Raw genomic sequence first — 20,776 nt, forward strand, 5'->3', positions numbered from 1 at the left:
ATGTTGATCCAGATAATTTATATTGCAGTACTCTTGGCGGCTACTGTAAAGTCTATAGTTTTAGCTGGAAAGAAAGGTCTTTCCAGCCAAAACTATTTTGCGGTATTTTTGTTTCTGTCGCTTTGCCTGGAGCTGTATGGCCATTATAAAATATTCAATAAAGAATTTGACTTTGCTTATCTGTTTAATTATTACAGCATTTTTTTGATTATTTTTTTTGGCATCTACTATGCTAAAATTTTCCCCCGGAAACTCAGTGTATTTTCCCGGTATGTTCTGATGGCCATACTTGCGTATATTATTCTCTTTGTAAAGTTTTATAGTGATAACTATGAAAATACATTAGGAATATTAGTATGCTTTTATTTCATCATTAATGTGTTGGTTTGGTTGTACATCAGACTGAAAAATTTTGACGAAATAAAAATTCTGGACGATCCGCATTTCTGGGTTTCCTGTGGATTGCTTTTCTGGAGTATCTTTTTTATTTTCAGATCTATTCCCATGTTTTTCCTTCAGGATAATGATCCCGGGCTTCTGCACATCTTGAAAGTGATGCAGTATTGTGTTAATATCATTATGTATGGATTGTTCTATATTGCTTTAAGGAAATTTGAAAATAAAAAAACAATATGAAACAGCTGCCGGATACCATACGATTGGCTTATATTATGGCTGTTATTTTGTTAATAACTTTCGTCATCTTTATTGTTTTAATAGTTGTTCTGTATAATAAAAGACAGCTCTTTTTTATTCAGCAGCAACAGCTCAAAGAAGCAGAACACCAAAACCAGCTTCTCCAGAAAGAGCTGGAAAAACAAAAAATACTGGAGCAGGAGCGGGAACGTATCTCCCATGATATGCACGATGATCTCGGAGCCGGAATTTCTGCATTGAAACTTCAGGCGGAATTTCTAAAACAGAAAGCAGAAGACGATGATCTGCAAAACGATATCGATGAGCTTCTGAAGACCTCTGAAGAAATGAATATCTCCATGAGGGAAATGCTCTGGAGTCTGAACTCAGGAAATGATACATTGGGAAGCTTTGTCGATTATGCTATCCTTTATACGGGGAACTTTTTAAAGAAAACAAAAATCAGGGTGTATTCAGAATGCGAAGATATCATTGCAGAAGCACCCATCTCTACGGAAATGAGGCGCAATCTTTTTCTCTGCTTAAAAGAAGCTGTCAACAATGTGTACAAACACAGTCATGCAGATACTTTGAAACTTTCATTTTCGCAGAAAGAAAATAAGTTTTCTATGAAAATTTCCGATAACGGAAACGGAATTCCTGATGGGCAGAAAGAAGGTAACGGCCTTAGAAATATGAAACGAAGAATGAATGAATTATCAGGAGAATGTATAATCATATCCGAAAACGCCGGAATCTGTTTGGTGTTCAACATAACACTATAAATACCCCTTTTGTGTAATTGACGGGTTCGTTTTTTAGAGATAAATTTGGTATATAAAATTAAAAGCCATGAAAACTCTTATTAACGACAGTATCGGAGATTTGGAAGCTGCTTTAAAAAATAACAGTGATCTTCAGGAGAAGTTCAAAACAAATCCTATAGAGGCTATTAAAAATGTAGAAATAAGGAATCCAAAGGATACAGATTATTGGATTTACAGGATTATTGTCCTGATGCTCGGGCTGGCAGTCATTGCAATTATTGCAGGGCTTATTCTCATTGCTTACTGGAATGACGGCTCTTCTAAAGATAATCAGCTGGTCACGATCTTTGCTACCATTTCATCAGGAGCAATAGGGGCGTTGGCAGGTCTTTTATCGCCTACTCCCAGAAAATAAAAATAACTTCACATATCGTATAACAAAACCCACTTTTTAAGGTGGGTTTTGTTATAGCCTTCTATTTTTAAACCCCTGATCTGTTACCGCAAAAATTAGGAATTATCATAATATAAATTAACTAAAATTTAACTTGGAATAATTTCAAAAAAATACTGTGAAATACCCTTAAAAGTTAAATTTTGATTAAATTTGTCTAAACTAAAAAAAATAAAAAATGAGTGCAATTTCTTACATAGAAGCAAGACAGATTTTAGATTCCAGAGGAAATCCTACCATTGAAGTAGATGTATTTACAGAAAGCGGAGCAATGGGCCGTGCAGCTGTACCTTCAGGAGCATCTACAGGAGAACACGAGGCGGTAGAATTACGTGACGGTGGTTCAGAATATCTGGGGAAAGGAGTTCTGAAAGCTGTTGAAAATGTAAAAGAAGTAATTGCAGAGAATTTAGTAGGACAGCCGGTTTTTGAACAAAACTATATTGATCAGATCATGATTGATCTTGACGGAACACCAAACAAAGGAAATCTTGGTGCTAACGCTATCCTTGGTGTTTCTCTGGCCGTAGCAAGAGCAGCAGCAGCAGAATTGGGAATGCCTCTTTATAAATATGTAGGGGGAGTGAACGCAAACACACTTCCTGTTCCAATGATGAATGTAATCAACGGTGGATCTCACTCAGATGCTCCTATCGCATTCCAGGAATTCATGATTATGCCGGTAAAAGCAGATTCTTTCTCTCATGCATTGAGAAAAGGAACTGAAATTTTCCACAATCTAAAGTCTATTCTTCATTCAAGAGGATTATCTACTGCGGTAGGTGACGAAGGTGGTTTTGCACCTACTTTCAAAGGAACTGAAGATGCTTTGGATACTTTACTTCAGGCTATTGAAAAAGCAGGTTATAAGCCAGGTGATGACATTATGTTAGCACTAGACTGTGCAGCTTCTGAATTCTACAAAGACGGAATCTATGATTACAGAAAATTCCAGACTCCGGATGCAGCTCAGTTTTCAAGCAGCGAGCAGGTTTCTTACTTAGCGGAGCTGGCAGCAAAATATCCAATCATTTCTATCGAAGATGGTATGCAGGAAAACGACTGGGAAGGTTGGAAAATGTTAACGGATAAAATCGGTGACAGAGTACAGCTGGTAGGAGACGACTTATTTGTAACCAACGTGGAAAGACTATCCAGAGGAGTAAAAGAAAATATTGCCAACTCTATCCTTGTAAAAGTAAACCAGATCGGTTCTCTTTCTGAAACAATGGCTGCAGTACAAATGGCTCAGAACAACAAATTCACTTCAGTAATGTCTCACAGATCAGGAGAAACTGAAGATTCTACAATTGCTGATTTAGCTGTAGCAATGAACTGCGGACAGATCAAAACAGGTTCGGCTTCAAGATCAGACAGAATGGCAAAATACAACCAGCTGTTGAGAATTGAAGAAGCTTTAGGCGAAACTGCAATTTTCCCAGGGTTGGAAGCTTTTAAAATCAAAAGATAATTAATCGAATTTATAAATAACGGCAAGCGAAATTTTTAGTTTGCCGTATTTTATGGAAAGTGGTATATTTAAAAAAAATAAATAAATAATGTCAGACAACAAAGTAATATTGAATTACGACGGTAATTCATATGAATATCCAATCGTGGATAGCACTATCGGAGACAGAGGGATTGATATTTCAAAATTAAGAGACCAGACAGGTTTAATCACTCTGGATTTAGGTTACAAAAATACAGGAGCTACTATTAGCGACATCACTTACTTAGACGGAGATAAAGGAGAATTATTCTACAGAGGTTATCCAATTGAGCAGATTGCTGAAAAATCTAACTTCACGGAAGTAATGTATCTTTTATTACATGGAGAATTACCTACTCAGGATCAGTTTACTTCATTCGACAACAATATTAAAAAATATAACTTCATCGCAGACGAAATGAAAAAGATCATTGATGTTTTTCCTCGTTCTGCTCACCCTATGGGAGTTTTATCTTCTTTAACTTCTGCTTTGACTGCTTTCAATCCAAAAGCTGTTAACGTAAACTCTAAAGAAGAGATGGATCACGCTGCTGAGCTTATGATCGCTAAGTTCTCTCACCTTTGTGCATGGACTTACAGAAAAACTCAAGGTTTACCTTTAAACCACGGTGATAACAACCTGAACTACGTAGAGAACTTCTACAAAATGGCATTCAGATTACCAAACGCTGATTTCGAAATTGATCCGGTAGTAGTAAATGCTTTAGATAAATTATTAATCCTTCACGCAGACCACGAACAAAACTGTTCTACTTCTACAGTAAGAATGGTAGGTTCTGCTCACACTGGTCTTTTCGCTTCTATCTCTGCCGGGGTATCTGCACTTTGGGGACCACTTCACGGTGGTGCTAACCAGGCGGTAATCGAAATGCTTGAATTGATCGAAAAAGACGGAGGTGATGTATCTAAATATGTTGCTAAAGCTAAAGATAAAGCTGATAATTTCCGTCTAATGGGATTCGGACACAGAGTGTACAAAAACTTCGACCCAAGAGCAAAAATCATCAAGAAAGCTGCTGACGATATCCTTACAGCATTAGGTATCCAGGATAAAGCTCTTGACATTGCAATGCAGTTGGAAAGAGTAGCGCTGGAAGATGAGTACTTCGTAGAAAGAAAGCTATATCCAAACGTAGACTTCTACTCAGGTATTATCTACAGAGCATTAGGAATTCCTACAGAAATGTTCACAGTAATGTTTGCATTAGGAAGACTTCCGGGATGGATTTCTCAGTGGAAAGAAATGAGATTGAAAGGAGACCCGATCGGAAGACCAAGACAGGTTTACCAAGGTGCTCAGGAAAGAAACTACATCGACATCGCAAGCAGATAATATTTGCTTATACCATAAAAGAATCCCAAAGCAAGCTTTGGGATTCTTTGTTTTACAACTTATTCAGTAATGGTTAAGGCTGCAATAAGGTTGTCTTCAATCCTGAAATAAAACTTAAGAAGTACCGGACTGCCGTCAAAAGATCCTGAAATATTGATCTTCAGAAGAATAGTATCATCCTTCGTCAGGAAGTCTTTCACCTCAAATAACGTTTTAAATTCATTATTAGAGTTCTGATTCCATTCTCTGATTTCATCTTTTCCTATATATATTTTTCCTTCATCAAATACGGATGCCTGTTCAGAAAAACAACTGGCAAAAGTTGTACTGTCAAAAAGTTCCTGTGCCTTTAAAAAATCCTGTAAAATGGTAGGTAAATTCATATTATTATTTTTAAATGATTAAACAGTAGGGATAGTACCACCATCTATTACATATTCGGTTCCTGTTAAATATTGTGCCCGTGGAGAAACTAAAAAACCAACAAATTCTGCAATATCTTCTGGCTGGGCAGGTTTGCCGATAGGAATTCCACCCAGTGCATTCATAACACTTTGAGTTGCTTCTTCAATGGATGTTTTAGAGCTGTCCGCAATACGTTCCATCATACGCGTAGAAGCTGAAGTCATGATCCAGCCCGGAGAAACAGTAAGTACACGAACTCCCTTCGGAGAAACTTCTTTTGATAGACCTTTGCTGTAATTGATCAGTCCGGCCTTGGCAGCAGCATAAGGTAATGTGGAATCAAATAAAGGCAGCCTTCCCTGAATGGATGCAATATGTATGATCACTCCTTCCTTTCGTTCCAGCATTTGCGGCAGAAATCCTCTGTCTAAACGAACGGGTGCCAGCAAATTGGTCTGAATTGTATTTTCCCAGTCTTCATCACTCAGAACAGAGAAGCCGCCACCAGGCGTTTCTGAGCCGCCCAATGTATTAATTAAAATATCAAGCTTCCCAAAAGTAGATAATACTTCTTTTACCAGTTTTTCCGTGTCTTTTGCCTTACTCAGATCTCCTGAAATAAAATGAAGCTGATTATCCATCTCTTCAGACCGGTTTCTTGCAGTAATAATTACAGTGGCACCAGCGGTGAGTAATCTTTCAGCAATAGCTTTTCCGGTTCCTTTTGTCCCTCCGGTTACCAAAGCAATCTTACCTGATAATTCATTGCTGAAATTAAATGATTCTGTCATGATTTCTTTTTGTACAAATTTCAGGAGTATAACAGGCTCTTACAAGTACGGTCTTACGAATCCCATAGGGATAAATTAATCCCCTATTGTGATCTCATTTCATTGTGTTACATTTGTTTTATGTATGAAAGAAAAATCCCACCCAATCTGAACTGCGGGCTTGATCTGATTGCTGAGGTGCTCTATGGCAAATGGAAAATGCGTTTGCTATGGTTTATTAATGAAGGATTTCAAAGACCCAGTGAATTGCAGCGGAAAATTCCGGATGCTTCCCGCAGAGTGTTGAATGTTCAGCTCAAAGAACTGGAAGAGCATGAACTTGTCACAAAGAAGATTTATCCCGTTGTGCCTCCAAAAGTAGAATACAGGCTTACAGAATTTGGACAGACATTGATTCCGGTGATTGGCACATTAGGGAAATGGGGAGATGACCATGAAGAACGTTTACGGATATTGATATTGAGAAGGCTTGAAAACTTGTCACAAAGCGAGAGAAACAATACCTGATATTAGCTTTTTTGATTTAATCTCAGGTGAAGAATCTATAAAATAATAGAAGAAAGCCTGCTTAAAAAAGCAGGCTTTCGTTTTTTTATTAAGGACATTGGCATCTGTCACATGTCCAGATATAACAATTTCCTGCATCATCCCACTCGCAGCATCTTCTGCCAGTTGAAATAGGAGCACCTCCCATTACAGATTTTTGTTGGTCTCTTCCTAATTTTTGTGCGTTTTTCAGCACCGGATTGTTCTTGTTCATGACTTTGATTTTTGGTGTTAATAGTTATGTTTTAGGGTCTATAATTTCGCGAAAATTATATCACTAATATAGGAAATTAAATAATATAAATATCTGTTTTTTTATTCTTATGTAGATGGAAAATAGTAAGTTGTAGATGTTTTTGGAGCTATTCACTACAGTTGGCCGGACAGACAAGGAAATTTTGTTGAAGGGTGTTCGTTTTGGCGATCAAATTTAATACATAAAATAATCCAAAAGTTTTATAGGTAGAGACCTTTACTTATATTTGTAGTATTGCATAAATCTTTATGAGACTAAACATTAAAAACGAAACGGGTAGGCTGAAGTCAGTAGTTCTAGGCCAGCCTAATTCACTGGGAGCAGTTCCCACACTAGAGGAAAGTTATGACGCAAAGTCATATTACTCAATCGAACACAACATTTATCCTAAAGAAGAGGATATTATTAATGAAATGAACGCTTTTGAAGCAGTTTTAAAAAAGTATGACGTTGAAGTACTGCGTCCAAGTATCATCAAAGATTACAACCAGGTTTTCTCAAGAGATGTAGCCTTTGTGATTGACGATAAGATGATCATTTCCAATGTGATCGCGGACAGAGCAGACGAGCAGGAAGCATACAAAAGCGTTTTTGAGAAAGTAGCATGGAGAAAGATCATCAACCTTCCGGAGACAGCACATATTGAAGGAGGAGATGTAATCGTATGGAATGATTTTCTTTTTATCGGAACCTGCTTCAGTGAAGATTACAGAAACTATAAGACGGCAAGAACAAATGAATATGCCATTGAAATCTTAAAAGAATATTTTCCAAAGAAAAGAATTATTGACCTGGAACTGAAGAAAAATGATAAAGTTCCGTTTGAAGGCATTCTGCATTTGGACTGTACATTTAATCCCGTAGGAGAAGACAAATGTATTATTTATAAAAATGGATTCGTAGATGAAAGTGATTACCGCTTGATCATCGATATTTTCGGAGAAGAAAACTGCTTCCATATCAATGACGAAGAAATGTTTGAAATGTTCCCGAATATCTTCTCAATTGCTCCTGATGTAGTAGTTTCAGATAAAGCATTTACAAGAATGAATGACCATTTGAGAAACGTGTGGGGAATGACCGTTGAAGAAATCCCTTACAGAGAAATCTCTAAAATGGGTGGTTTGCTGAGATGTTCTACAATGCCGCTTGTGAGAGAGTAATGGAGTGGGAGGGTTTGAGAGTGGGAGAGTTTTAAGGCCTGAGAGTTATAGTGTTGGTAGGCTTGAATATTTTTTTAATTTTAAATAAATATTAGGTATGTCAACAATTAAATTTCATCAGGACTTAAAAGTTTATCAAAAATCATTTGAAACAGCACAACTGATTTATGAATTCTCAAAATCCTATCCAAAAGAAGAACTTTATTCACTTACAGATCAGATAAGAAGATCATCAAGATCTGTAACTGCAAATATTAGTGAAGCTTGGGGAAAAAGAAGATATGAAAAATCCTTCATCGCTAAGCTTACAGATTCAGAGGGAGAAGCAAGAGAAACCCAAACATGGCTTCAATTCGCTTTTGCTTGTAAGTACATAAATGAAGAGCAATATGATCATTTGCACAAAGAATATAATCAAATAATAGGAATGTTAGTTAACATGATGAGTCAGTCAGAAAAATGGTGTTCATTTTCTTCTGTGAATAAAGAAGAGAATAATTTGTAAAACGCTGTTCAGACACTCAAACTCTAATACACTAATACCCTCAAACATATAAAAAATGCAAACAACAGATACAGTATTAATGATAGAACCGATCGCATTCGGTTATAACGCTGAGACAGCGAAAAATAATTATTTTCAGGTAGAACAGACAGGTTCTGATATCCAGTCAAAAGCTTTGGCAGAGTTTAATACCTTTGTCGGAAAGCTGAGAGAAAAGGGAATTAATGTAATTACTATAAAAGATACTTTGGATCCACATACACCGGATTCTATTTTCCCAAACAACTGGGTAAGTTTTCACAAGGACGGAAAAGTGGTTTTATATCCGATGTTCGCTTCCAACAGAAGAGTGGAAAGAAGAGAGGATATTATTGAAAGCATCCAGAATCAGGGATTCGAAGTGGCGGAGATTGATGACTGGTCTTTCTCGGAAACTCAGGGGCATTTCCTGGAAGGAACAGGAAGTATGATTTTCGATCACGATAACAAAATTGCTTATGGATCTGTTTCTTTGAGACTGGATGAAAAACTGTTCAGAGAATTCTGTACAAAATTCGGATTTACTCCCGTTGTTTTCCATTCTTTCCAGACCGTAGGAACAGAAAGACTTCCCATCTATCATACTAACGTAATGATGTGTGTGGCAGATCAATTTGTTGTAATCTGTCTTGATTGTATTGATGATGAGCTGGAAAGAGAAAAAGTAGTGGAAACCATTAAAGGATTAGGAAAAGAAATCATCGAAATTTCAGAAGAGCAGATGCAGCAGTTTGCAGGAAATATGCTTCAGGTTCAGAATAAAGACGGTGAGAAGTTCCTGGTGATGAGCCAGACAGCCTATCAGTCTTTATCTTCAGAACAGGTTGCAGCTATAGAAAAATACTGCGAAATTATCTATTCAGACCTGAATACCATTGAAGTAAATGGAGGAGGAAGCGCAAGATGTATGCTTGCTGAGGTTTTTCTTCCAAAAAAATAATATATTTACGAAAAAATTAATTGAACCCATTATCAAGTAAAGGTTTACATATTCTTCTGACTTTGGAAACAGAGTCAGAAGATTTGTTATTAGACAGCAAAGGTTTTCTGACGTTTACAGAAGATATTCTGAAAACTAAAGAAGTAGAAATTGTAGGAGTTACCAATCATATTTTTGAGAATGATAGTTTTACTTCTGCAGTGATCCTTAAAGAGTCTCACCTTTGTATCCACACGTGGCCGGAATTTAAACAGCTTACTTTTGATGTTTTTCTTTGTAATTATTCACAGGACAATACCACAAAAGTAGAGCAGATTGCAGATGAAGTGGTTCAGTATTTTAAAGCTAATACCATTCAGAAACACAAAATTTACAGATAAAAAATGCACTATGTCTGCCCAGCATGCGAATCAGAAAATACATTAGATCTCACCTTTCCTATAGAAGAATATGTTTGTAAAACCTGCTCTTATCTCATTGATGTAGAGGGAAATAAAAAGACTAAACATTTGAAAGTACCGACAGAAAACGTTGTATTGGACGTCGGACAGAAAGGGAAAATTGAAGATGTAGAATATACGGTCGTTTCAATTACTGTCAAAAAATACGGAAACAGTATTTTCTGGCGGGAATATTCTTTAAAAGACAGCAAAGGAAATGATGCTTTCCTGAGTGAAAGCGATGGACATTGGGTTTTTCTGATCTCAATGCATCCTGATGATTTTAAAAGTAAAAATTCGAAATTACCTACCTATGCCGGGCGAACTTATCGCTGGTACGAAAATACTCCATGCACTATTGATGCTGCTGCCGGTTTTTTTGATGAACACCTTGATTTCAGCGTTGCGACCTACAAAGAATATGTCAACGGAACCCGTATGATCTCTCAGGAAAAGACCGCTAAGAAAATCCAGTACTTCTACGGCGTTCACATTTCAAAACATGATGTCAAAAGAGCTTTTAAAATAGCTCACATGCCGTATTATACAGGAGTTGGGATTGTTCAGCCTTATTATTTTGATATGAAACAGGCTTTGAACATCTTTTGTGTAGCCGCATTAATGATATGTCTGCTTCAGCTCTACGTATATACATCAAGAACTAACGAAACCGTTTTTGCGGAGACCATTAATTTTGTTGATGTAAAAGACAAAGAAATGGTCAGCAAAAGTTTTACCCTTTCAGGAGGCTCAGCACCATTAAAGGTCAATGCTTTTTCAGGAGTTGATAATTCCTGGGCAAATATCCAGTTGAGTCTTGTGAATGAAAAGACCAATGAAATTATCTATACCTCCAAAGATATCGAGCAATATCATGGTTACGAAGATGGAGAAAGCTGGTCAGAAGGAAGTCAGTCCGAAGATTTTAATCTCTGTGGGGTAGGCTCCGGAAAATATCACTTCATTATTTCCGCCGAAAAAGAAGGTGGCTTACCTTCATTTTCAGGTCTTACGTCGCCTGATTCAAAGGTCATGATATCACGGGATAAATCAGGAATCATTGAGATTACTGATATATTCAAGGTGCAGACTAAAACCTTTACAGACGGACAGACGCTGGAAAAAGATACCTCGGAAGTAATCAGACTTGCCAAAGCATCGTTCGGAACTCAAAAGCTGGACTCCCTGATTAATACTGAAGCACTTAAACTCACTACAGATCCCATTTCAAGCAATACCTATGTACAGCTCAAAGCAACCTGGCTCCCTGTCTCATTCTGGAACTTCGGATTTATTTTATTCATAATGGTTGTTCTCTTTGTCGCGATGTGGATAGGAAGACATTTCTTTAATGTGAATAAATGGAAGAACAGTTCAAATACCCCTTATGCCACATCATGATAATTAATATTTTAAATTACATAAGACAAAACTGGATACTCTGCATGATCGGTGGATTCTGCCTGACCTGGTTTGTATACCTTACGTACCAGGGAAATCAGGTATGCGACTGTGCCAAAACGGAAACATACCGCGACGGAACCACAAGAAGCCATTCCAGAGTAGGATTCTACAGATACTATCACAAATAAAAATATAAAAACTATGGACAACATCAATTTCTTACCCATAATAAACTCGGTTCTTTATTCATTTTTAGGAATCGCCATTTTACTTGTATGTTATTTCATTATTGAAAAACTGACTCCTGAAAAAACATGGCACGAGATCGCCCAAAACAAGAATATAGCAATTGCTATTGTTTTCGGGGCATTTATCATCGGAATTTCAATGATCATAAGCGCGGCAATTCATGGATAAGAAGAGGATTCCTCTTGAGCTGCTTTTATTGTTTTCAGTATTCGTCATTGCTACATGTGGATTGATTTATGAGCTGGTGGCAGGAGCCCTGGCGAGCTATCTTTTAGGAGACTCTGTAAAGCAGTTTTCCTTCATTATCGGGGTGTATCTCTTCTCGATGGGAGTAGGTTCCTACCTGGCAAAATTCATCAAAGGAAATCTTATTGATAAATTCATTGAGATTGAAATCCTTGTTGGAATTGTGGGTGGAATCAGCTCTGTAGTGCTGTTTATTTTATTCAATACACTCGCACACTTTGAAAGCGTTTTATATCTTTTTGTCTTTTTCACGGGCTGTCTTGTTGGCGTGGAAATTCCGCTTTTGATGAATATTCTGAAAGACAGAGTACAATTTAAAGATTTAGTTTCAAACGTTTTTGCGTTCGATTATATTGGAGCTTTATTAGCTTCGATCCTTTTTCCACTGGTTTTGATTCCAAAGTTGGGTATTGTAAAAACACCTTTGTTTTTCGGACTGATCAATATTTCTATTGCAATATTCCTCTGTTATTATCTTACAAAAGAATTGTCAAAACCCTTATCATTAAAGGTAAAATCTATTACTGCATTTACATTTCTGTTAGGTCTTTTCTTTTTCTCAGATACGATTCTGTCTTATTCTGAAGAAAAACTGTATGGAGAAAATGTAGTGTACACCAAAAGTTCTCCCTATCAAAGAATTGTTTTAACGAGAAATACGCACGAGTTTCGTTTATATTTAAATAACAACTTACAGTTTTCATCCACGGATGAATACCGTTATCATGAAGCTTTGGTACATCCTGCCATGTCGATGGCAAAAAACATTGATAATGTTCTGATTCTCGGAGGTGGTGATGGTTTTGCAGCCAGGGAAGTATTAAAATACAAAGATGTTAAAAAACTAACACTTGTAGATCTTGATGGGGAAATGACCCAGTTTTTCAAGACGAATGAAACCATGCGCAGGCTCAATCAAAGCTCTTTCTCCAATCCGAAAGTGGAAGTGATCAATAAAGACGCCTATATTTGGGTAAAAGAGAATAAAAAGAAGTTTGATTTCATTATCATCGACTTTCCGGATCCATCTAATTACAGCTTGGGAAAACTCTATTCCTTACAATTTTATAAAGAATTGGAAAGATTGACTACGCTTGATACAAAGATTGTGGTTCAGACCACTTCTCCGTATTTCGCGCCTAAATCTTTCTGGTGTATAGAAAAAACGATCAATCAGATTTTTCCTTTCACAGCAGCGTATCACACTTATGTTCCGTCTTTTGGAGAATGGGGATTTTCTATGGCTTCATTTGAGCCCATCAACAACAGGATCTATAGAAAGCTTCCTGGCTTGAAATACTATGATTACAACTTTTCACAAATGTCTTATTTTAATAAAGACATGAAAGTGAAAGAAGTGGAAGTTAACCGTCTGGACAACCAGATACTAGTCCGTTATTTCGATGAAGAGTGGGGGAAAGTACAGTAGAAAGCATTTTCTTACAACTATATTTTTAGGTAGCCTTATGCTTCCCTTTTTGCAGTATTGTGGAAAGAAAGTAAAAGCTTTGCTGCTAAAAATCACCGGAACCAATCATGTTCTCGGGCATAAACTGTGGGCAAAAGATTTTCCACAGTTTTCAGAAGTTATCCACACAAAATATCTTGTTGTGGGTGGTGGAATTTCCGGACTATCCGCATGCAGATTTTTCAGCCGGAATAATGAACAGGATTATCTTCTCCTTGAAATGGAAAACCATCTGGGAGGAAACTCTTCAAACGAACAGAATGCATTTTCAAAATTCCCTTTGGGAGCACATTATTTACCATTACCCAATAAGGAGAACGTCGAAATCATAGATTTTTTGAAAGAATGTGGAATCTGCCTCGGAGCAGAAGAAAATGGTGAACCCATACTCGATGAATATCAAATGACTTTTCCACAACAGGAAAGACTGTTTTATAAAAATTCCTGGCAAAATGATATAGTGCCTCAAAGAGGTATTTCAGCAGAAACGCAGCAGGAGCTTAACCGTTTTTTTAAGTTAATGGATGAATTCCGTGTAAAGAAAGATGGACAGGGAAAATACTGGTTTGCCATTCCGGTACATGATTCAAGCAAGGAAGATGAGGTTGTAAAGCTTGAAAAAATCATTTTTAAAGACTGGCTCGTCGAAAATAACTACCATTCTGAAGAACTTCTCTGGCTGCTGGATTATTCGTGCAGAGACGATTTTGGGTTAGGAATTGACTATGTTTCTGCGTGGGCAGGAATACATTATTTTGCTGGCAGAAAAAATAACTGGAGCACAAAATATAAAGATCAGGTATTCACATGGCCGGAAGGAAATGCCAGATTAGCAAAGCATTTTTCAAAATATACAGAAGGAAAACATATGTCCGGAAATCTGGTTTTTGATGTGAAAATCAATGATAAGGTCGAGGTATTGAGCTTTGATAATACTCAAAAGAAAACTAAAAAGATTATTGCTGATAAAGTATTGTTTGCATCACCACAGTTTGTAAACGAGAGAATTTTCAATCATCAGAAAGCAACTCCATTTCATTACGTGCCATGGCTTCTAACAACCATTACCCTGAAAAATGAATTTGGAGGAGATGAAGAACTGGCCTGGGATAATGTGATCTATGGATCTTCGGGATTGGGGTATATCTTTGACCAGCATCAGAATCTGAATCAGATTATAGGTGAAAAGGTAATTACCCACTATAAGAGCTTTTCAACAGGAGATTGTAAGAAAGCCAGGAAAAAGCTCTACGGAATGAAAGAATCTGAACTGAAAACTTTAGTTTTGGATGATCTGAAGAAAGCCCATCCTCTGATAGAAGATTTCATTCTGGAAATGCAGTTCCATAAAATAGGGCATGCCATGATTGCTCCGGTTCCCAATCAGATTTTTGGTGAAGAAACCCAAAAAGCAAAAGAACCGATAGAAGGTAAAATTTTCTTTGCCCATTCTGATCTTTCCGGAATATCTATTTTTGAAGAAGCCTTTTATCAGGGAATCCGTACTGCAGAAAAAATGATGTAAAATAATACAATGAAACAGCCGTGGATACATAGTGCAAAAACAGACTGGTGGTTTATCTTATCACCACCTTTTTTGGTGCTGCTTGTTATTTTTCTTTTTCAGAAACAAATTCAAGAGTTGGAAAATCATTATTCCTTTTATACATGGCTTTTTCTGATCGTTTTTGTGGATGTAGCCCATGTATATTCTACCTTGTTCAAAACCTATTTTGTAAAAGGAGAAATACAGAAAAATAAACTTCTTTACCTTGGAATTCCTGCTGTAAGCTGGATATTGGGAATTATTCTGTTTCAATTCGGAAGTCTGACATTCTGGTCGGTTTTGGCCTTGATCGCTGTTTTTCATTTTATACGGCAGCAGTATGGGTTTATGAGAATCTATGCCCGTTTTGAGCCGAATAACTGGAGCAAGAAAATAGATGAGGTGGCTGTTTATTCCGCAACAATCTATCCCATGTTATATTGGTTCAGTACACCGCGTGCCTTTACTTGGTTTGTTAATAATGAATTTGACTGGCTTAAAAACCTTCCGGATTATACTCATTTACTCACAGTCATATATTTTAGCATTCTGATTATCTGGATTGTTAAAACTACTTTTGAAGCTTTTAAAACCAAAAGAATTAATATTCCCAAAATAGCACTGATCGCAGGAACTTTTCTTTCCTGGTATTTCGGAATCGTGTATTTCAACAATGATCTTCTTTTTACTTTTCTGAATGTGGTTTCCCATGGGATTCCTTATATCGCATTGATTTATATCCGGGAAATACATCAAAAGGAAAACAATCAGCTTAACAGAATGCAGGTTTTTAAATCTTTTTCAGGTGTATTTTTATTTGTGGTTATTATTTTAGGATTTGCCTTTGTAGAAGAATTCTTATGGGAAACGCTGGTTTGGAATGAGCATTTTTCCCTGAATGTGATGCTCTCAGAAATATGGTATCAGTTTCTGGTTCCCTTACTGGTTGTTCCGCAGCTTACTCATTATCTGCTGGATGGCTTTATTTGGAGAAAACCAAAAAAAGTTACCTAACTTTGTCTCAATCTTTAAAATCTAAAAATGAGACAATATTTTCTGTCATTGGCAATTTTTCTTGGAATTATTGTTGGTGCCCAGCAGAAAACTTTCTGCAATCCTATCAACATAGATTATGGTTATACTCCTTTTGAAGTTTTTTCAAAACAAGGGAAACATCGCGCTACGGCAGATCCGGTGATTGTTAATTTTAAGAATAAACTGTTTCTTTTTTCTACCAACCAGGAAGGATACTGGTACAGTGATGATATGCTGGACTGGAAGTTTGTCAAAAGAAAATTTTTAAGAGATACTAAATATATTCATGATCTTAATGCTCCTGCAGTTTGGGCCATGAAAGATACTTTATACGTTTATGGTTCTACCTGGGAACAGGATTTCCCGATCTGGAAAAGTACAAATCCTACGAAAGATGACTGGAAAATAGCGGTAGATACTTTAAAAGTGGGAGCTTGGGATCCGGCATTCCATTATGATGAAGATAAAAATAAACTGTATCTGTACTGGGGCTCAAGTAACGAATGGCCATTGCTGGGAACAGAAGTGAAAGTAAAAAATCTTCAGTCTGAAGGTTTCGTAAAACCTATTATTAAATTAAAACCTGAAGACCACGGATGGGAACGTTTTGGGGAATACAATGACAATGTTTTTCTTCAGCCTTTTGTAGAAGGAGCTTGGATGACAAAGCATAACGGAAAATATTATATGCAGTACGGTGCTCCGGCAACAGAATTCAGTGGATACTCGGATGGAGTATACGTAAGTAAAAATCCTTTGGAAGGCTTCGAATATCAACAGCATAATCCATTCTCTTACAAACCGGGAGGATTTGCCAGAGGAGCAGGCCACGGAGCTACGTTTGAAGATAATTACAAAAACTGGTGGCACATTTCTACCATTTTTATTTCTACTAAAAATAATTTTGAAAGAAGACTGGGAATCTGGCCTGCAGGGTTTGATAAAGATGATGTAATGTACTGTAATACAGCTTATGGAGATTATCCTACTTATCTTCCGCAATACGCACAGGGAAAAGATTTTACAAAAGGTCTTTTTGCCGGATGGATGCTGCTGAATTATAACAAACCTGTTCAGGTATCGTCTACTTTAGGTGGATATCAGCCCAACTATGCTGTAGATGAAGATATCAAAACCTACTGGAGCGCCAAAACAGGAAATTCCGGGGAATGGTTTCAAACGGATTTGGGTGAGGTTTCCACCATCAATGCTATTCAGATCAATTATGCAGATCAGGATGCTGAGTTCATGGGGAAAACCTTTGGAAAAATGCATCAGTATAAAATCTACGGTTCCAATGACGGGAAAAAGTGGAGTGTAATTGTGGATAAAAGCAAAAACACCAAAGATGTTCCTCACGATTATGTAGAACTTGAACATCCTGCAAAAGCCCGTTTCCTTAAAATGGAAAACCTGAAAATGCCAACAGGAAAATTTGCATTAAGTGGTTTCAGAGTGTTTGGAAAAGGAGCAGGAAAACAGCCCGCAAAAGTAGAAGGTTTTGTACCATTAAGAGCTGATCCCAAAAAGTATGGGGAAAGAAGAAGTATCTGGATGAAATGGCAGCAGAATCCTGATGCAGACGGCTATGTAATTTATTTCGGAAAGTCTCCTGATAAATTGTATGGCAGCATTATGGTCTACGGAAAGAATGAATATTTCTTTACAGGTGCAGACCGAACGGATGCTTACTATTTCCAGATTGAAGCTTTCAATGCGAATGGCGTTTCAGAAAGAACAGCCGTTGCAAAGTCAGAATAAAAATTCAATTTTAAAATAAAAAAATAGCACGTTTTGAAGAATCAGAACGTGTTATTTTTTGTCTGTTTTTTTGAGAAATGTTTCTATTTTATCAATAAGAAATTGATCATTTGGGTGTTGATCCCAGTCCAGATGCCCGCCATTGAATGAATAAGACTCATGGAAAATATGGTTTTTATTTAAAACAGAATCTAATATCTTTTCTTGTGAAGAAGGAATAACACGATCTGAATTTCCATAGTAAGATAAAGTAGGAGCGGAGTTTTCATCGATCCATTTTACAGGACTTGCGAAATCTATTAGTGATGTTCCCGCTTTCTGTATTTGGGGATCAACAAGTCTTTTTTCCACAAAGGAATATTCCTGATAGTTTTTAAAACCCGGATCTGAAAGGTCTGCAGGACCAACAATATTAATAACAGCTTTTACTTTTTTATCTGTATCAAACTTATAGGCATACAGCATAGATAAATGGGCTCCGGCGCTGTTGCCTAATAAAATCACATTTGGATTATACCCCAGTTTATTTTTTAGTAGTTCAGTTACTTTTTTTATATCATCAGTTTGATTGGGAAGTCCAAAGTTACTAGCTGAAGCTAGTCTGTAGTTCATATTAACGAAGATATAATTGGGAAATCTCTCCATCATAGAAAGAGTGAAAAATGTAAGCTGTGATTTATTTCCACTGCGCCAGCCCCCACCATGAATCATGATAAAAACATTCTTTTCCTGAGTTGTTTTGATTTGTGGAATATAGAGATCCATTATCTGTTCAGCACTCTTCCCGTAATGAATATTTTCCTCTTTGTCAAAGTTGATATCCTTACCTAGTTTTATCTTTTTTTCTGTACAGCCAACCCAAAGAAAAAGAAGACTCATGTAAATTAAAATAATCGGTATGTGTTTTTTCATAGTGATTAAATATAAAAAATCCGCTGAAAATAATCAGCGGACATCGTAAGAATAATTGAATATGAAGAAAGATAATTCTTTTATCTTGTTCTGCTTTTAATGGCATCTGATGCGCCTTCTATATCTCTTACCTTTTTCACTTTCTGGTTTCCGAAATTATAGGTAAGACTTACGATTAAGCTTCTGTTGTAGCGGTTTTGATGGACATAATTATAATTCCCGTTTTCCTGAAAGTCTTCAATTTTAACGATGTTGGTATTCAGTACATCATTTACATTCACTGCAAACGTCCAGTCGTACCACATTTTCTTAAGACTAAGATCTAAACTCATCAGGTTTTTCAATGAACCAAGCTCAATCTGCTGCTTGTCTACGAAGAAATAATTAAGCCCGAAGAACCATGTTTTCTTTTTATCAAGACGAACGGTATTGTTGGTTTGGATCAAAAGGCTGGTAGAATTGGTTTTATTGGTGTAGGTAATAAAGTTTCCATTAGGACCTTTTTGATCTTTGAATCGGTCTCCGGTTGTAGGATCAGTATCAAGACTTCCATTGTTAATATTATGCTGTACACCGATATTGAAATTGGTCGTCCAGTATTGCTTGAAAAATGACTTTTGAATACCTACCATGGCAGACATTTCCTGCTTATTTCCAAAATTGGTTCTGATATATCTTAAAGCCGGGTTTTCTCCTTCCTTCCCGGCCGGCGATACCGGATATCCCTGAAGCGGAACCTGTGTGATCACATCCTGAATATAAGAGTGGTTTAGAATCAGGAAATATGAATTTTTGAACATATAAGTAAGCTCCTGATTATAGGTGGAAGATGCCTTTACAAATGGGTTATTCTGAGTATAATTATCATCTGTAAGAATGTTCCTTACCGGATTAAGTTCCCAGAAACTAGGTCTTCTCATTCTGCTTGAGAAGGAATAAGAGATATTGTTTTTATCATTAATTGCATAATTCAGACTTAGATAGGGAAGAAGGTTTTTGTAATTTCTTTCAATTCTTCTTAGGGCTTCTGTGGGAGCATTGTCAGAAGTTCCAAGGCTGTTTGTAATTTCATATCGGGCACCTACTTTTCCGGAAAGTTTGTCGGAAATTTTTTTCTCAACGGTAAGATACATTCCGTAGATGTTTTCATCATAGATAAAATGGTTAGGTCTTGAATCCGGAGCTTTTACGGGATTAAAGGAGTAAGTGATGTTTTTAGAATCGTTATCTGTTTTGGTCTTGTTATAATTTCCGCCTATAGAAACCGTCAGATCATTTTTAAACTTTTGATTATAATCCACCATTCCGGAGAAGTTATTAATGATCTGTGGAAGGTCCTGAATGACTTGTCTTGTTCTTGTCCCAACAACTCTGTCAATATCTGAAGCGAAAGTTTGGTTATCTGTGAACTGAAATCTTCTATAGTTGAGGTAAGCACCGTTTACATTCAGTTTACTGCCTAACGAATCCGTTTTTAATTCATAATTTAAATTCACAGAATTGTTATAAGATCTTGAATCCTCCCGGTTTTTAGACCATGTATATTCTGTATTTGTTTTTTTAATGGTATTAAATAAGTCTACCGTTGAATTATAACTTTTATTGGCCCATGTGTTCCATGATAATGCAAGATTGCTCTTATCATTCAGCTGATAATCAATATTCAGGTAACCTCCTATGTTTTTATTCGGGTCATCAACATCTCCTACAGATTCATTAGAAGTTTTGGCAGTCCCATTTCTTAAAGTATAAGTTTGTGGCTCAATATTTTCACCTCCGCTAAGGCTGGCGCTTATTCCCAGTTTGTTTTTTCTGTAGTTGGCTGAGAAGCTTGCCTGGCTTCCATTGTATTTATTGGTAGTGTTAGACATTCGCATGTTTCCGTTGAGGCCATCACTCATTTTTTTCTTTAAAACGATATTGATGATTCCATCAGATGATTCTGCCTGATACTCACTTCCCGGAACTGTAATGACTTCAATTTTCTGGATATTCTCAGCCGGAGTATTTTTCAGAAACTGAGCCAGAGATTCGGAATCCATATTGCTTTTTCTTCCGTTGATATAGATCAGCGCATTATTTTTTCCGGCAATTTTTAATGTTTTATCGTCTGTGGAAGATAATAATGGGGTCTGCTTCAGGAGGTCAAAAGTAGTATTTCCTTTCGCTACGGGAGAAGCTGCTACATCATATACAAAACGGTCGCTTTGCTTTTTGAAAACCTGCTTTGTAATGGTGACTCCTTCTATATTTTTTGTTTTTGCCGTATCAGATTTCTTCTCCTGAGCAAATGCGCAAGTACCGAATACGATGGCCATTGACAAAATTATACGTTTCATGTTGTTGTTATTTAAGAGTGGTTTAGTA

22 protein-coding genes are annotated in these 20,776 nt (G+C 36.8%); 17 read left to right on the forward strand and 5 right to left on the reverse strand.

Annotation, left to right across the window (positions count from 1 at the left end; all coding sequences use genetic code 11):
- The 5 genes from J2786_RS16880 to J2786_RS16900 all read left to right on the forward strand — a co-directional run bounded on the left by J2786_RS16880 (position 1) and on the right by J2786_RS16900 (position 4,703).
- A complete protein-coding gene (locus J2786_RS16880) occupies positions 1-636 on the forward strand; it encodes a hypothetical protein (protein ID WP_047427619.1) in 636 nt (211 codons plus the stop codon).
- The gene (locus J2786_RS16885) at positions 633-1,421 is read left to right on the forward strand and encodes a sensor histidine kinase (RefSeq protein WP_047427622.1); all 789 of its coding nucleotides are present in this window, start codon (positions 633-635) and stop codon (positions 1,419-1,421) included. The genes J2786_RS16880 and J2786_RS16885 overlap by 4 nt, the downstream gene beginning before the upstream one ends.
- Positions 1,422-1,488: 67 nt before the next feature.
- Positions 1,489-1,818 carry a hypothetical protein gene (locus tag J2786_RS16890; protein WP_047427626.1) on the forward strand — a complete coding sequence of 110 codons (330 nt, stop codon included), beginning with the start codon at positions 1,489-1,491 and terminating at the stop codon, positions 1,816-1,818.
- A gap of 217 nt (positions 1,819-2,035) precedes the next feature.
- On the forward strand, positions 2,036-3,328 hold the full coding sequence (gene eno / locus J2786_RS16895) for a phosphopyruvate hydratase (protein ID WP_047427629.1): 1,293 nt from the start codon (positions 2,036-2,038) through the stop codon (positions 3,326-3,328).
- Positions 3,329-3,416: 88 nt separating this feature from the next.
- The gene (locus tag J2786_RS16900) at positions 3,417-4,703 is read left to right on the forward strand and encodes a citrate synthase (protein ID WP_047427632.1); all 1,287 of its coding nucleotides are present in this window, start codon (positions 3,417-3,419) and stop codon (positions 4,701-4,703) included.
- 59 nt (positions 4,704-4,762) lie between these two features.
- Here the strand turns inward: J2786_RS16900 and J2786_RS16905 are convergent, their stop codons facing one another.
- Positions 4,763-5,086 (reverse strand): nuclear transport factor 2 family protein, encoded by a 324-nt coding sequence (locus J2786_RS16905; protein WP_047427634.1) that lies wholly within the window; start codon positions 5,084-5,086, stop codon positions 4,763-4,765.
- 18 nt (positions 5,087-5,104) lie between these two features.
- The gene (locus J2786_RS16910; protein ID WP_047427637.1) at positions 5,105-5,899 is read right to left on the reverse strand and encodes an SDR family oxidoreductase; all 795 of its coding nucleotides are present in this window, start codon (positions 5,897-5,899) and stop codon (positions 5,105-5,107) included.
- Between the two features lie 120 nt (positions 5,900-6,019).
- On the opposite strand from J2786_RS16910, the gene J2786_RS16915 reads away from it, so the two are divergent.
- Positions 6,020-6,406, forward strand: coding sequence for a winged helix-turn-helix transcriptional regulator (locus J2786_RS16915; RefSeq protein ID WP_310025973.1), 387 nt, complete (start codon positions 6,020-6,022; stop codon positions 6,404-6,406).
- An 88-nt stretch (positions 6,407-6,494) separates the two neighbouring features.
- Here the strand turns inward: J2786_RS16915 and J2786_RS16920 are convergent, their stop codons facing one another.
- A complete protein-coding gene (locus J2786_RS16920) occupies positions 6,495-6,659 on the reverse strand; it encodes a hypothetical protein (RefSeq protein ID WP_156121335.1) in 165 nt (54 codons plus the stop codon).
- Between the two features lie 290 nt (positions 6,660-6,949).
- On the opposite strand from J2786_RS16920, the gene J2786_RS16925 reads away from it, so the two are divergent.
- From J2786_RS16925 to J2786_RS16975, 11 genes are all read left to right on the forward strand, one after another.
- Positions 6,950-7,864, forward strand: coding sequence for a dimethylarginine dimethylaminohydrolase family protein (locus tag J2786_RS16925; RefSeq protein WP_047422426.1), 915 nt, complete (start codon positions 6,950-6,952; stop codon positions 7,862-7,864).
- Positions 7,865-7,961: 97 nt separating this feature from the next.
- Complete coding sequence (locus J2786_RS16930; RefSeq protein ID WP_047427641.1) at positions 7,962-8,369, forward strand: four helix bundle protein; 408 nt, start codon at positions 7,962-7,964, stop codon at positions 8,367-8,369.
- Positions 8,370-8,424: 55 nt separating this feature from the next.
- Complete coding sequence (gene ctlX / locus J2786_RS16935; RefSeq protein ID WP_047427644.1) at positions 8,425-9,348, forward strand: citrulline utilization hydrolase CtlX; 924 nt, start codon at positions 8,425-8,427, stop codon at positions 9,346-9,348.
- Positions 9,349-9,368: 20 nt separating this feature from the next.
- A complete protein-coding gene (locus tag J2786_RS16940) occupies positions 9,369-9,728 on the forward strand; it encodes an S-adenosylmethionine decarboxylase family protein (protein WP_047427646.1) in 360 nt (119 codons plus the stop codon).
- A 129-nt stretch (positions 9,729-9,857) separates the two neighbouring features.
- Positions 9,858-11,189 carry a DUF4178 domain-containing protein gene (locus J2786_RS16945; protein WP_310025977.1) on the forward strand — a complete coding sequence of 444 codons (1,332 nt, stop codon included), beginning with the start codon at positions 9,858-9,860 and terminating at the stop codon, positions 11,187-11,189.
- Complete coding sequence (locus tag J2786_RS16950) at positions 11,186-11,380, forward strand: hypothetical protein (RefSeq protein WP_047427653.1); 195 nt, start codon at positions 11,186-11,188, stop codon at positions 11,378-11,380. The genes J2786_RS16945 and J2786_RS16950 overlap by 4 nt, the downstream gene beginning before the upstream one ends.
- Positions 11,381-11,393: 13 nt before the next feature.
- A complete protein-coding gene (locus J2786_RS16955; RefSeq protein ID WP_047427656.1) occupies positions 11,394-11,609 on the forward strand; it encodes a DUF350 domain-containing protein in 216 nt (71 codons plus the stop codon).
- On the forward strand, positions 11,602-13,116 hold the full coding sequence (locus J2786_RS16960) for a polyamine aminopropyltransferase (protein WP_047427659.1): 1,515 nt from the start codon (positions 11,602-11,604) through the stop codon (positions 13,114-13,116). The genes J2786_RS16955 and J2786_RS16960 overlap by 8 nt, the downstream gene beginning before the upstream one ends.
- Positions 13,117-13,153: 37 nt before the next feature.
- Positions 13,154-14,680 carry an NAD(P)-binding protein gene (locus J2786_RS16965; protein WP_047427662.1) on the forward strand — a complete coding sequence of 509 codons (1,527 nt, stop codon included), beginning with the start codon at positions 13,154-13,156 and terminating at the stop codon, positions 14,678-14,680.
- Positions 14,681-14,689: 9 nt separating this feature from the next.
- Positions 14,690-15,715: a hypothetical protein gene (locus J2786_RS16970; RefSeq protein WP_047427665.1), complete on the forward strand. Its 1,026-nt coding sequence runs from the start codon at positions 14,690-14,692 to the stop codon at positions 15,713-15,715.
- A 27-nt stretch (positions 15,716-15,742) separates the two neighbouring features.
- Entirely contained in the window at positions 15,743-17,497 is a 1,755-nt protein-coding gene (locus J2786_RS16975; protein WP_047427669.1) for a discoidin domain-containing protein, read from the forward strand.
- Between the two features lie 51 nt (positions 17,498-17,548).
- On the opposite strand, the gene J2786_RS16980 is transcribed toward J2786_RS16975, so the two are convergent.
- Positions 17,549-18,409: an alpha/beta hydrolase gene (locus J2786_RS16980; protein WP_047427672.1), complete on the reverse strand. Its 861-nt coding sequence runs from the start codon at positions 18,407-18,409 to the stop codon at positions 17,549-17,551.
- An 80-nt stretch (positions 18,410-18,489) separates the two neighbouring features.
- Positions 18,490-20,748 carry a TonB-dependent receptor domain-containing protein gene (locus tag J2786_RS16985; RefSeq protein WP_047427675.1) on the reverse strand — a complete coding sequence of 753 codons (2,259 nt, stop codon included), beginning with the start codon at positions 20,746-20,748 and terminating at the stop codon, positions 18,490-18,492.
- Positions 20,749-20,776 lie beyond the last annotated feature (28 nt).

Source organism: Chryseobacterium vietnamense (genome assembly GCF_031454475.1).
GTDB classification, from domain to species: domain Bacteria; phylum Bacteroidota; class Bacteroidia; order Flavobacteriales; family Weeksellaceae; genus Chryseobacterium; species Chryseobacterium vietnamense.

What these genes read in the sequence shown, in the direction of transcription:
- eno (WP_047427629.1), top strand. Translation starts at nt 2,036, where the DNA reads ATGAGTGCAATTTCTTACATAGAAGCAAGACAGATTTTAGATTCCAGA.
- J2786_RS16880 (WP_047427619.1), top strand. Translation starts at nt 1, where the DNA reads ATGTTGATCCAGATAATTTATATTGCAGTACTCTTGGCGGCTACTGTA.
- ctlX (WP_047427644.1), top strand. Translation starts at nt 8,425, where the DNA reads ATGCAAACAACAGATACAGTATTAATGATAGAACCGATCGCATTCGGT.
- J2786_RS16970 (WP_047427665.1), top strand. Translation starts at nt 14,690, where the DNA reads ATGAAACAGCCGTGGATACATAGTGCAAAAACAGACTGGTGGTTTATC.
- J2786_RS16950 (WP_047427653.1), top strand. Translation starts at nt 11,186, where the DNA reads ATGATAATTAATATTTTAAATTACATAAGACAAAACTGGATACTCTGC.
- J2786_RS16925 (WP_047422426.1), top strand. Translation starts at nt 6,950, where the DNA reads ATGAGACTAAACATTAAAAACGAAACGGGTAGGCTGAAGTCAGTAGTT.
- J2786_RS16900 (WP_047427632.1), top strand. Translation starts at nt 3,417, where the DNA reads ATGTCAGACAACAAAGTAATATTGAATTACGACGGTAATTCATATGAA.
- J2786_RS16915 (WP_310025973.1), top strand. Translation starts at nt 6,020, where the DNA reads ATGTATGAAAGAAAAATCCCACCCAATCTGAACTGCGGGCTTGATCTG.
- J2786_RS16910 (WP_047427637.1), bottom strand. Translation starts at nt 5,899, where the DNA reads ATGACAGAATCATTTAATTTCAGCAATGAATTATCAGGTAAGATTGCT.
- J2786_RS16980 (WP_047427672.1), bottom strand. Translation starts at nt 18,409, where the DNA reads ATGAAAAAACACATACCGATTATTTTAATTTACATGAGTCTTCTTTTT.
- J2786_RS16930 (WP_047427641.1), top strand. Translation starts at nt 7,962, where the DNA reads ATGTCAACAATTAAATTTCATCAGGACTTAAAAGTTTATCAAAAATCA.
- J2786_RS16905 (WP_047427634.1), bottom strand. Translation starts at nt 5,086, where the DNA reads ATGAATTTACCTACCATTTTACAGGATTTTTTAAAGGCACAGGAACTT.
- J2786_RS16965 (WP_047427662.1), top strand. Translation starts at nt 13,154, where the DNA reads ATGCTTCCCTTTTTGCAGTATTGTGGAAAGAAAGTAAAAGCTTTGCTG.
- J2786_RS16920 (WP_156121335.1), bottom strand. Translation starts at nt 6,659, where the DNA reads ATGAACAAGAACAATCCGGTGCTGAAAAACGCACAAAAATTAGGAAGA.
- J2786_RS16960 (WP_047427659.1), top strand. Translation starts at nt 11,602, where the DNA reads ATGGATAAGAAGAGGATTCCTCTTGAGCTGCTTTTATTGTTTTCAGTA.
- J2786_RS16955 (WP_047427656.1), top strand. Translation starts at nt 11,394, where the DNA reads ATGGACAACATCAATTTCTTACCCATAATAAACTCGGTTCTTTATTCA.
- J2786_RS16985 (WP_047427675.1), bottom strand. Translation starts at nt 20,748, where the DNA reads ATGAAACGTATAATTTTGTCAATGGCCATCGTATTCGGTACTTGCGCA.
- J2786_RS16890 (WP_047427626.1), top strand. Translation starts at nt 1,489, where the DNA reads ATGAAAACTCTTATTAACGACAGTATCGGAGATTTGGAAGCTGCTTTA.
- J2786_RS16885 (WP_047427622.1), top strand. Translation starts at nt 633, where the DNA reads ATGAAACAGCTGCCGGATACCATACGATTGGCTTATATTATGGCTGTT.
- J2786_RS16975 (WP_047427669.1), top strand. Translation starts at nt 15,743, where the DNA reads ATGAGACAATATTTTCTGTCATTGGCAATTTTTCTTGGAATTATTGTT.